9 protein-coding genes and 2 pseudogenes are annotated in these 11,502 nt (G+C 63.0%); all 11 read right to left on the bottom strand.

The genetic code is table 11. From position 1 onward, the window contains the following. Nucleotides 1–252: pseudogene (locus RND78_RS26810) on the bottom strand (transposase); the annotation flags it as partial. 85 nt (nt 253–337) lie between these two features. Beyond that, nucleotides 338–541 (bottom strand): annotated as a pseudogene (locus RND78_RS26815) (DNA topoisomerase III); the annotation flags it as partial. Between the two features lie 499 nt (nt 542–1,040). Then, entirely contained in the window at nt 1,041–1,349 is a 309-nt protein-coding gene (locus RND78_RS26820; protein ID WP_312733160.1) for a DUF3509 domain-containing protein, read from the bottom strand. A 384-nt stretch (nt 1,350–1,733) separates the two neighbouring features. Continuing rightward, nucleotides 1,734–2,609, bottom strand: coding sequence for a glycosyltransferase (locus tag RND78_RS26825; protein WP_312733162.1), 876 nt, complete (start codon nt 2,607–2,609; stop codon nt 1,734–1,736). A gap of 7 nt (nt 2,610–2,616) precedes the next feature. Then, entirely contained in the window at nt 2,617–3,525 is a 909-nt protein-coding gene (locus tag RND78_RS26830) for a glycosyltransferase family 2 protein (RefSeq protein ID WP_312733164.1), read from the bottom strand. Nucleotides 3,526–3,894: 369 nt separating this feature from the next. After that, the gene (locus tag RND78_RS26835; RefSeq protein ID WP_312733166.1) at nt 3,895–6,333 is read right to left on the bottom strand and encodes a TonB-dependent siderophore receptor; all 2,439 of its coding nucleotides are present in this window, start codon (nt 6,331–6,333) and stop codon (nt 3,895–3,897) included. A 317-nt stretch (nt 6,334–6,650) separates the two neighbouring features. After that, the gene (locus tag RND78_RS26840) at nt 6,651–7,457 is read right to left on the bottom strand and encodes an ABC transporter ATP-binding protein (RefSeq protein ID WP_312733168.1); all 807 of its coding nucleotides are present in this window, start codon (nt 7,455–7,457) and stop codon (nt 6,651–6,653) included. Beyond that, a complete protein-coding gene (locus RND78_RS26845; RefSeq protein ID WP_312733170.1) occupies nt 7,439–8,452 on the bottom strand; it encodes an iron chelate uptake ABC transporter family permease subunit in 1,014 nt (337 codons plus the stop codon). The genes RND78_RS26840 and RND78_RS26845 overlap by 19 nt, the downstream gene beginning before the upstream one ends. Continuing rightward, entirely contained in the window at nt 8,449–9,486 is a 1,038-nt protein-coding gene (locus RND78_RS26850) for an iron chelate uptake ABC transporter family permease subunit (protein ID WP_312733172.1), read from the bottom strand. Before RND78_RS26850 ends, RND78_RS26845 begins: the two co-directional genes overlap by 4 nt. Continuing rightward, nucleotides 9,483–10,427 carry an iron-siderophore ABC transporter substrate-binding protein gene (locus tag RND78_RS26855; RefSeq protein WP_312733174.1) on the bottom strand — a complete coding sequence of 315 codons (945 nt, stop codon included), beginning with the start codon at nt 10,425–10,427 and terminating at the stop codon, nt 9,483–9,485. The genes RND78_RS26850 and RND78_RS26855 overlap by 4 nt, the downstream gene beginning before the upstream one ends. A gap of 184 nt (nt 10,428–10,611) precedes the next feature. Continuing rightward, a partial coding sequence (locus RND78_RS26860; RefSeq protein WP_312733176.1) for a TonB-dependent receptor domain-containing protein occupies nt 10,612–11,502 on the bottom strand: 891 nt, incomplete at its 5' end.

The following is an 11,502-nucleotide window of genomic DNA, read 5'->3' on the forward strand; positions in this document are numbered from 1 at the left end:
TCGATTTCTCCCGCTCCAAGCGATTGATCCGCGCTTCCAGCTCCTGGATCCTCTGCTGCTCGGGCGTAAGGGCCTTACTCGCCGGTGTCACTCAGCCGCGTTCTGCCTGCATTTGATTGACCCAGCGGCGTAGGGCCGACTCGACCAGCCCCAGCGAGCGAGCTGCTTCGATACAGCTGTAGCCCTGATCCAGCACCAGGCTTGCGGCCTCGCGCTTGAACTCGGGGTGAAAGAACGACGTCGTTTGCTCATGGAACACCTCTGTGTGGCGATAATCTTCGCCTAAAAAGGTGCCCGGGTGAGTAGACCACTACATGACCTCAACCTTTCAGCTCGCCGGCAGGATCGGCAGCACGTCCAGAGACCATGACTTCAATTGCGAATCGTAGGCCTCGGGCGGGGCCTGCTTCAGCAGATGGCCGATCCCCCAGGTCACCACCACGCCTTGACCACGAATGCAGCCTTCACCGCGCCGGGTAGCGCCGAGCACCCTGGCAATGTCTTTGCCCTGGCTGGGCTTCTCGCACAAAAACACACGCATGGGATTCCCCTGTAGATGGCCGAGTGGCCTGCAGGGGAACCGTGCCTGGAGCTGTATGAGACGTCAGCGCGGAACCGCATCTGTCTGGCATTCGGTTAAACAAATACACTATTGTCTGACTTATAAATACCGACGAGAGGCTCTAAAGCGATCCTCTCTAAGCTTTCCATTCAGAGGATGCAATATCATTATGACATCACCTATGTGATGCACGTCACGGAATGACTGGCTATGCACGGAATGCAGGATTTTGAGATCGCTTACAGGAAGGACGGGCTTAAGTGTTTGATCGTGAAAGCTGACCGACTATCACGCAGTGATGCCTATGCGGAGATCTGCTTTGCAGAGCGATTGCTGATCGGCCATAAGCCTTCTGACCCAACGCTCACGTTTAAGGCACTCGCTAGGTCAGTAGGCATTGAGCTCGTCCAGGTTCGTGCTACAGGGCACGACGAGCCTAGACTGATTGGTCAGGCATTACCGCTATCCGCCAACGACGCTACTTAGGCTTGTCAGGGCAATGCAGCCCTGGATTGAACGACGCCAGACCGCGTGATCCAATGCGCTGCATTAGCTCGACACGCTCATGATCCGCGTCCTCGCGCGCACCTGCCATGTCGCGTTTAAAGTCGTTCACATGCTCCGCCAGCCTGGCCCGATCCTGAAGATCGGCTTGCTTCAAGACGCGAGTTACCTTGGCCTCTTTATGGGTGACTGTCACGACTGCAGTCCTGTCGGCTGGGCGGATCACGGCCTCCACTGAGTACGGGGTCAAAGCAGATTTTAGTAGATCGATTCCGTGCTCCATCACAGCTCCTGATATGGGCAAATACTATCGGAGTGATAGAGATATGCCATCAGGGCAAAAGGTCCATTCTAGAGCATGACAGGCGACAAACGGCTACTGGTAGGCGAGTGCTGAGGCGTTGGGAATGGCGGGGGGAAAATGACACCCATGTTGCCGTTGATGGGAGTCTGCAGTGGGCTGGCTACTACCGTACCGATTGCTTGAGACAGGGTCAGGTCGACAATCTTGCTGATCTGGCCATTGAGCGGCGTAGAGTAGTAGCCGAAGCCCTAGCCGGCGCTCACATAGCCGGAGACGCTCCTGATCCAGAAATGGTTTTAAAGCAGGAGCAACTGGTTTCTCCCATCTGCTTGTTGAAGGTCGTTCACATTAGCCTTTGCTGGCTCAGCGAAACTTGACGGGGTACCAGAACAAGAACTTCGCTACCAACCACCAGAGTTGTGGATAGGCCAGTGCACCCGATGCTTGGACCCACTCCCATCGAAGAGAGAGGGGAGTCTTGGCTTTGCGTAGAAACTTCATCCAGAAGCGAACACCGCGCCGTTCTAGGCTCTTGTGTAAGGCCAGGTACGGGGTGTTCACCAAGCGTGGCCCGCGGTTATGGCGTAATGCCTGGTATTGCAGCGCGGCCCTCATCCACGTCGCATCAAAGTGACCTTCCGAAAAATGCCGCAAACACACGTCGTAGATGACTGCTACACGGTATTTTTCGCTGACGCGCAGGGCAAAGTCGATGTCATAGAAGTGGAAGGGCGGTAGGAGCTCGTCGAATCCTATCTCCAGCGCAACATGGCGCCTGGCGCAGATCCAGACACCATCAAGTGTGCAGACCTCCTGACGCGGAGCATCATCGTTTTCAGGTCGATGGAAAAAGTAGTTTTCACGGCCATTGCGATGACGTTGATGGACCCGGATACAGTGAGCTTCGCCGCCGCCGGCGGTCATCCAGCCGGATGGCGCACTGCTCTTGTAACGCGCACCGGCAAGACCTATCGCCCCCAACGTAGGATCGGCGGAGAAGTGCGCGATGACATTGCGTCCCCATCCCGCCTCCATGAACTCAACGTCCTCGTGCATGAAACAGACAACCTCATGCACTGCCCGCCGCGCTCCCTCGTTGTAGACACTGCACAGTCCCCGCCCGGCCTCGCGGTTGTCGACCACTATCAGTTCGTAGGAAGCGTCGATGGTGTCCGCGATGTTGCGGGTGACGGCTGCTAGTAGCTCGGGCTTTACCGAGCAGATGACGATGGAGATCACAGGGTTTCTAGTTCCTGGAAGAGCGAGGCGAACACAGCAGGGTGCGAATGCGGCGTAAGGTGGTCCGGTTCATCCGTCGTAATGGGATAAGCCGAAGCATGCGCATCGCTTCGACCTTGTCGTGACGTACGGCATACTTGAGCGCTTTATTCACCAGCGAGGTATGCCCCTGCTGGTACGCAGGATGATCCTGGTAGGGCGCTACAGCCTTCAAGTCCGCTTCGAGCAGCGTCTTGTAACGCCTGGAGAGGTTGCCCAGGTGACGCCGATAGTAGGTGACCCGCACCGGGATGATTGCAAGAGCAGCGCCCAGGGCCGCTAGCTTCAGGGTCATCTGAAAGTCTTGGACACGAATGTCTGGGTCGTAGCCACCGACCTTGTCGAGTGCCGAACGACGGTACAGGGCAACGGGCGCGCCAATGACAAGCGTATCTCGCAGGATTTGGTCAAAGTGAAGCTCACGAACCGAATCGGCATACTCGTTCTTTATCCAGTTGCCATGATGGTCGATGAAGCTTACGAGTGCACCTACACAAGGCGTATCAGGGTGACCTTCAAGATACTCCGCACGAACGCTCAAGGAGTGCGGCAGCATCAAATCATCGAGATCGGGCGTTGCGACGTACTTGCCGGCTGCGCAGGCCAGACCGCGATTGAGCGCGGCGCTCACTCCGCTGTTTGCCTGAGCAATTAGGGTGAAAGGGTATCGCCCCTGAAGCTCCTGCAGCCGCTCGAGGCTACCATCAGAAGATCCGTCATCTACGACGATGACCTCGAAATTGGGATAGTCCTGGGCAAAGATACTGGCCAAGGAAGCGTCGAGATACCGTCCGGCGTTGTAGCAGGGCACTACAACGGAAATGAGTGGGGCGTTCGTCATGGATACGACACCCATCCCTGCGGAGTTGGCCAACATAGAGGTTCCAGAGGCTTCCATAGCTAATGGAACTATTTTAGGAGGTAGGGTCCACGTGCAAAAGCGGCTTTACCATTTGCAACATTTGACGCGACTCAGCGATAGGTTACGATCGCCATGGCTAGTATTGCTGTGCCTAAAGCTATTGCGATCGCATTGAGCTGGATCTGCCCAACTATGTAATAGGTACGTAGCCGCAGGAACGGGCTTCGTAGGTTCTGCTATGGCTGTGACTTGGCCGTCAGGCGCAGCCACCTAGTACGCCCGGCTAATCCCTGCATGACTTGGCTAAGCTCAGCCAGCATATGCAATGGTGGACTGCCAATAACTCAAGGCAGCGCCACCATTACGTATGGTTTCTCAGTCCAATCAGAAGTTATAACTGACTGATAATGTTGCATTACGCGGCGCACCGTAGTTGCCGCTGGTGGCATTGTTGTACAGCGATAGCAGATATTTGCGGTCGGTGAGGTTGTTGAGGTTGAGCTGGGTACTCCAGTGTTCGTCGAAGTCGTAGCTACCCAGTACGTCCACCAGCGCGTAGGCGTTCTGGCGGATACGGCTGTTGTCATCGTTCTCAATGCCGCTTTGCCACCTCAGGCGCGCGCCGACCTTGGCCTGAGGTAGGCCCGGCAGGCGATAGGTCGCCAAGCCTCGTAGGCTGTGACTGGGTACGAACTTGCGGGCCCGGTCGCCGTCTTCATCGTCGATGCGGGTGTAGGTATAGCCCGCAAGCAGCTCCAGCCCGGGCAGTGCTTCACCGGAGGCCTGCAGCTCCACGCCGTGGCTATGATAGTCCGTCGTGTCGTAAAGGTAGCGTGAGCCGGAAAATATGGAGGTAGACATCACGTTGCGCTGCTCAGTCTTGAACACCGCGGCGGTCAGACTCAGGCGGTCATCGAACAAGCCGCCCTTGACCCCCGCTTCCATGCTCTTGCCTTCAAGCGGATCAAGCAGTCTGCCATCTAGACCGAAGCTGTGCTGAGGGCTGAAGATCTTGGTCCAACTGGCATAAAGGCTCCATTGTTTGCTCAGGTCGTAGACCAGCCCGGTGTAGGGCGTGACCTCGCCGTGGACACGAGTGTAATAATCGTCGCCGTAGCTGCTACCCGAACCATCGGCACTGAGCATTCGTGCACCAACGATCCAATGTAGGTCGTCAACCACATTGAAGCGGACACCGGCATAAAGGCTTTTTTGTCGATCAATAAAGTTCTGTTGAGTCGCATCGCTGCTGTACTCCAGCGACGGCTCTGGAGTGCCGGCGAGTACGCTGGAGAGTGTAGTGCCGTAGTAGCCGTTTTCGGCGAAATCGTACTCGTGCAGTTTTTGGTGAGTACGACCGTAACTGGCACCTACAGTCAGTTCATGCTCGCGTCCAAAGAGTTGAAAAGGGCCGGAGAGCTTGGCTTCGCCTACTAACTGGTGGGCCTTGCTCGTGGTATGCGATGGAAATGCCGTGGCATCGTCACCGCTGACGCCAAAGACGTAGAACATGTTGGTGTCCTGTCGCTCGGTGACGCCTGTGGCGGTGAGAGTGCCTTTCCAGCCGTTGCCGAAGTCGTGGGCGAATTCGCCGAAGAGGCGCTGCGTGTCCAGGTTCCAGTAGGTCCAGTCCTGGCCGATGCTGGCGCTGCGACTGTGGTAGTGGATGGGATTGCCGTCCACGTCGGCCAGTGGCAGGTTGCCCCAGGAGCTGCCGTTGGCATCGCTGTTGTGCTGGGAGAAGCCCAGGGTGAGGGTGTCGGCGTCGCTGAGGTCGAAGGCCACTAGGCCGGCGGCGACGTTCTTTTCGTGGCTGTAGCGATCCAGCCAGGAGTTACCCTTGTCGTGGGCGTAGATGAAGCGACCGCGGACGTTGCCGGTCTCGGTCAGGGGCCCGGAGACATCGGCATCTACCCGGCGGCTGTCCCAGGAGCCGACACTGACGCCGAGCCTGGCCTGGGCGTCGGCAGTGGGCCGCTTGCGGACGAAGTTGACGGCCGCGGAGGGGTTGCCGGTGCCGCTCATAAGACCGTTTGCGCCATGCAGGACATCCACCTGCTCGTATTCAGCCAGGTCTTGGTCTCCCACCAGCACCGTACCCACGAAGGGCATGCCTACGCCGTCGTATTGGAAGGTATTGATATCGAAACCGCGCGAGGTGAATTCGGTTCGATCGGTTTCGGTCTGCTCAACCGTCACCGAAGGAGCCGCGCGTAGGGCTTCCTTGATGCTCTGCAGGCGGAAATCCTCGACCTGGTCGCGAGTCAGGGTGGTGATCGCCTGAGGCGTCTGGCGATCGGTCAGGCCCAGGCGTGTGGTGCTGGCGCTGACCGGGCGCTGATAGCCGGCATCGGCCCCGCCCCCCTCGGCGCTGGCCTGGATGGTGGTTTCGGGCATCGCCAGCGCAGCATCTGCGCTGCCTTCCTCCAGGGCGTAGATGCCAGCGCCTCTTTCGCTCCAGCGATAGCCGCTGCCGCGCAGCAGGCGCTCGAAGCCCTGGTCGAGGGTGAAGCGGCCCTGCAGGCCCGGGCTGGTGCGTCCGGTCAGGAGCGTCGGGTCGAACACAAGCTGAACCCCGGCGGTGGCGGCAAAGCGCGCTAGGACATTGCTCAATGGGCCTGCGGAAATTTGGTAATCCCGCACTCCTGTGGCCGCCGTCGCCGACAGAGGTAGCAGGCTCAGCCCAGAGCCGGCCAGCATTCCGCTCTGTAGAACGGCGGTCAGGAAGAGTGGGGTAATACGTCGGGAGCTGGACTGCTGCCATGTAATCTTTGCCATATCGAGTGCTTCCAAAAACGCACGCCTCCCCATGAGGGTGTCCATGGGTATCCCGGATGAGCGAGAAAAAGTGATCAGGGAGGAAAGAAATTTTTTAGTGAGCGGGAATATCGGCAAGATGCATTATGGAGGCTACTGCTAATCTTTACTTATTACGTAAGTGTTTCTTGTCACTTAAAAGATGTGGATCTGTTTTGGTCACAGTGCTGGAGATGAAGATAAGGTCTTTTGCTGCTGCATTTGGCTTTGCAACCGGGTAAGCATGCAACGAATCTAATTCCATCTCTCGTCAATTTATTACTTTTTGCGTAATAAACAGGCAAATTTTTGTGGGTTGATATAGTTGATCGATCTTGACCGATCTAGTAGGGAATCACCAACGGCGTGCCCGCCAGCGGATTCTCGATCACCGCGCACCTGAGGCCGTACAGCGCCTCGATCAACTCGGGGGTGATGATCGCCGCTGGCGGACCCTCGGCGAGGATGCGGCCGGCGCGCAGGGCGATGATGTGGTCGGCATAGCGACAGGCCTGGTTGAGGTCGTGCAGCACCGCCACCAGGGTGCGACCGCCCGCGCGATTGAGCCGGCAGAGCAGCTCCATGAGCTCCACCTGGTGGGCGATGTCGAGAAAGGTGGTGGGTTCGTCGAGCAGCAGCAGCGGCGTTTCCTGGGCCAGTGCCAGGGCGATCCAGACCCGCTGGCGCTGGCCGCCGGAGAGGCTGTCCACCGCGCGCTCGGCCAGCTCGAGGGTGTTGGTGGCTTCCAGCGCACGTTGCACCGCCGCTTCATCGGCGTCGGTCCAGCCGGCGAAGGCCTGGCGATGGGGGTGCCGCCCGCGGGCCACCAGGTCGGCGACCAGGATGTCGTCCGGCGCCACGGCGCTTTGCGGCAGCAGGCCGACGCGCCTGGCCACCTCGCGGGTGGGTAGCTCCTGGATCGGCCGGCCGTCCAGGTGCACCTCGCCGGCGCTGGGACGGATCAGTCGCGCCAGGCTGCGCAGCAGGGTGGACTTGCCGCAGCCGTTGGGGCCGATGATGACGGTGAAGCGGCCATCGGGCAGCTGCACGTCGAGGTCGCTGCAGATCGGCTGACCGCCGTAGCCCACGGTGAGGCCGCGGGCGGCGAGGCGACTGGAAGGGGCGTCTTGGCTCATGAGGTCCGCCGCCATTCGCGGCTCAGCAGGAAGATCAGGTAGAGGCCGCCCAGGGCACCGGTGAGCAGCCCGACCGGAATCTGGAAGGGCGCCAGCAGCCGCTGCGCCAGCAAGTCGGCCAGGGCGGTGAGGCAGGCACCGAGCAGGGCGGGCGCCAGGATGCCGAGATCGGCGCTGCGGGTCAGGCGCCGTGCCAGTTGCGGCGCCGCCAGGGCGACGAAGCCGATGGGCCCGGCGGTGGCGATGGCCAGGGCGGCCAGGGCAACCGCTATGGCCAGCAGCAGGTTCTGGCTGCGGAGTACCGGCAGCCCCAGGGCCCGCGCCAGGTCGTCGCCCAGCTCCAGCAGGCGCAGCCGCCGGGCCAGCCAGGCGGCCAGCGGCAGGAGCAGCAGGCAGCCGGCGAGCAGGCTGAGGGTGCGGCTCCAGGTCAGCATGTCCAGGCTGCCGAACAGCCAGAGCCGGGCTTCCTGGGCTTCGTTCAGCTCGGCGCGGGTCAGCAGGTATTCGTTGAGCGAGGCGAGCAGGGCGCTGATGGCGATGCCGAGCAGGATCATCCGCTCCCCGCGGATGCCGGCCAGGGCGGCCAGCCCGGCCACCAGCACGGCGGCCAGCAGGCCACCGGTAAGGGCGCCAAGCATCAGCGCCGCACCACCCAATTGCAGCCAGAGCAGGGTGATGAGGGCGCCACTGGCCGAACCGACGGTGAAACCCACCAGGTCCGGGCTGGCCAGGGGATTGCGCGCCAGCCGCTGGAAGATGGCGCCACTGGCACCCAGGGCTGCGCCAACGCCGAAGGCCGCCAGCAGGCGCGGCAGGCGCAGGTCCAGCAGGATGAGGCGGGTGAGACTGTCACCCCGACCCAGCAAGGTGGCGATCACCTGGTACGGCGCCGGCGCGAAGGCACCGCCGGTGAGGGTGAGGGCGCAGATAACGACCGCCGCCAGCCCGAGCAGCAGCAGGCAGGCCTTGAAGCGCGCCGAGCGCCGTGGCGCGAAGCGATGGCGACTCAAGGGCGCACCCGCCGGGCGGAGCGGATGACCAGCATCAGCAGCACCGGGGTACCGAGCAGGGCGCAGACGATGCCGGCCTCCAGCTCGCCCGGCAGCGCCACGCGGCGGCCCAGGGTGTCGGCGAGCAGCAGGAGGTTGGCGCCGGCCAGGGGCGCCAGCGCCAGGATCCAGCGCCAGTCGGCGCCCACCAGCAGGCGCAGGGCGTGGGGCACCACCAGGCCGAGGAAGCCGATGGGGCCGGCTACCGCCGTGGCGGCGCCGCACAGCAGCACGATGGCGACGAAGGCCAGCAGTCGCACCTGCCCCGGTCGGGCACCGAGGGCACGGCCCAGGTCGTCACCCAGGGCCAGGGCATTGAGGCGACCACCCAGGGGCAGGCCCAGCAGCAGGCCGATCAGCAGCAGCGGCAGGATGGCCAGGGCGCCGCCCGGCGTCTGGCCGCTGAGAGCGCCAACCGCCCAGAAGCGGTAGCTGTCGAACACGGCGCTGTCGAACAGGGTGATGATGCCGGTGCAGGCATGGAGGCTGGCGCTCAGGGCGATGCCGGCGAGGATCAGTCGCAACGGCTGGCCACGAGCCGGCGCGCTGCCGCCGAGCAGATAGACCAGGCCGGCGGCCAGGGTGGCACCCAGCAGGGCGCAGGCCAGGCGCAGCGGTGCATCGTCCAGCCCCACCAGCGACAACCCGGCCACCACGGCGAGGGCCGCGCCGGCATTGATTCCCAGCAAGCCCGGGTCGGCCAGGGGGTTGCGCGTCAGTGCCTGCATCAGGGCGCCGGCCAGGCCCAGGGTGGCGCCCACCAGCAGGCCGAGCAGGGTGCGCGGCAGGCGCAGGTCCCAGAGCACCACGGCTTCGGTGGAGCCATCGGGCGCGAAGAGCAATTCGACGATCCGCGTAGCGGACAGCGGCCGGGCGCCTATGCCCAGGCTGGCGATCAGCGCCAGCGCCAGGACGCCGAGCAACAGCAGCAACACCAGGCCGCCGCGGGCGAAGGTGGCCTGCCTGACGAGGACCGCGGCGGCCGGCTGGTTCATGCGACCCCCAGGGCGGTGGCCACGCTAGTCACCACCTGGCGCGCGGCCAGCGGACCGGCGTTCAGGTAGAAGGCATCGGTGTCCACCTTGATCGCCCGGGCCTGGCTCACGGCCTCCAGGCGCGGCCACAGCGGCTGCCGGGGCAGGCTGGCCAGGGCGGTACCCTGTTCGGCATAGAACAGCCAGTCGGCGTCGGCCAGGTCGAGCAACTCGGCGCTGACGTCCTGGGAGGTACCCTTGAATCGCTGGGCGGCGGGGCGGGTCAGGCCCATGGCCTGCAGCAGGCCGCCGGCGAAGGAGTCCTTGCCCATCAGTCGCAGCCGGGCACCACTGGAAAACAACAGGGAGGCGGAGGGCGGTTGGCTACCCAGCCGCTGCGCCATGCCGGCGAGATCGCGGTCCAGCTCCGCCAGGAGCCGCTCGGCCTGCTGGCGTCGCCCCAGGGCCTCGGCCAGCAGCAGGAAGTCCGGTCGCCAGTTGCCGCCGGTGCCACGCGCCACCACCGTGGGGGCGATGCGCGAAAAGAGTTCCAGGCCGCCCGCCCGCAGCACGGTGCGATTGAGCAGGATGAGATCCGGCGCCAGCCGCGCCAGGGCTTCCAGATCCGGGGCCTGGCGGCTGCCCAGGTCGACCATGGCATCCAGCTCGGTCGCGCGACTGGCCAAGGCCCTGCGCAGATAGGCCGGCGCCAGCTCGCGATTGTCCACCCGCGCCGTACCGGCCGGGATCACGCCCAGGCTCAGGGCGGCGTCCAGCTGGCCGGTGGAGATCACCGCCACGCGCCGTGGCTCCCGCGGCACGAGGGTGCTGCCCGCCACATGCTCCACCTGCCGCGGAAACTCACCGTCGCCGAGCGAAGGCCGCGCGAACGCCCGGGCAGGCAGCCCAGCGAGCAGCGCGGCACCACTGGCGAAATGAAGTAAGGCGCGGCGATCGAGCATGGCGTGGACTGGTTGAATGGCGGAAAGAGGCCCGCCAGGCGGGCCGAGGCCCCGTGACGGGGCGGCTAGGATAGAGCATCGCTACGGGCCTGGCACCCGCTACGGACGCCAGGCTGTTCCGGTCGGCCACCATCCGCCCCCCTCTCCCCCCGGGAGAGGGCTGGGGTGAGGGCAGGCCGCTGGCTTAGAAACTCACCGAGGCACTCAACCGCGCTGTCCGCGGCTCACCCACCGCCACCTGCAGCGGACTGTTGGCGCTCGATGGGTAGTACTGCTTGTTGAAGAGGTTATCCACGTTCAGCTGCAGCCGGGTCTGGTAGCCGGTCACCGGCAGGTCCCAGCGCAGGAAGGCGTCAGCCACGGTGTAGCTGCTCATGTAGAAGCTGTTGGCGTTGTCGCCGGCCCGCTCGCCGACGTAGCGCGCGCCGCCGCCGACATGCCAGCCGCCGAGGTTGGAGGGTACCAGCAGGTGGTGGGTGAGATAGAGACTACCGCTGTGCTTGGGTGCCTGGGTCAGGCAATTGCCCTCGTTGCTCGGGTCGTCGAGGATCTCGGTGTGGTCGTAGGCGTAGGTGGCGATCATGTCCCAGCGCTCGGTCAGATGACCGGTCAGGTCCACCTCCAGGCCGCGTGACCCTACCTTGCCGGCGGCTTCGCTCACGCTCACCCCGCCCACGGTGCTGGTGGTCACCACATTTTTCTTCTCGATGTCGTAGAGCGCCACGTTCAGATTCAGGCCGGGCGTCAGGTCGTACTTGGCACCGACCTCGAAGCTGCGACCTTCTTCGGGATCGAAGGTGTTGCCGCGGTCGTCCACGGTGGTGTTCGGCACGAAAGAGCGGCTGTAGTTGCCGTATAGCGACAGGGTGTCGGTGGCCTGGAACACGAGGCCGGCGAGGGGCACGGCGGTGTGATCGCGCTTATCCAGGTTGACCACGTGGCTATTGCCCAGCCCCTGATCGATGTACTGCTCGAAGGTTTGATAGCGGCCACCGAGTGCCAGGATCCAGCGGTCGTTCAGGTGCCAGTTGTCCTTGAAGTACAGCGAGCTGGATTCCAAATTATTATCCAGATT

It is taken from the genome of Pseudomonas oryzihabitans (assembly GCF_032027545.1).
Taxonomy (GTDB): Bacteria; Pseudomonadota; Gammaproteobacteria; order Pseudomonadales; family Pseudomonadaceae; genus Chryseomonas; species Chryseomonas oryzihabitans_F.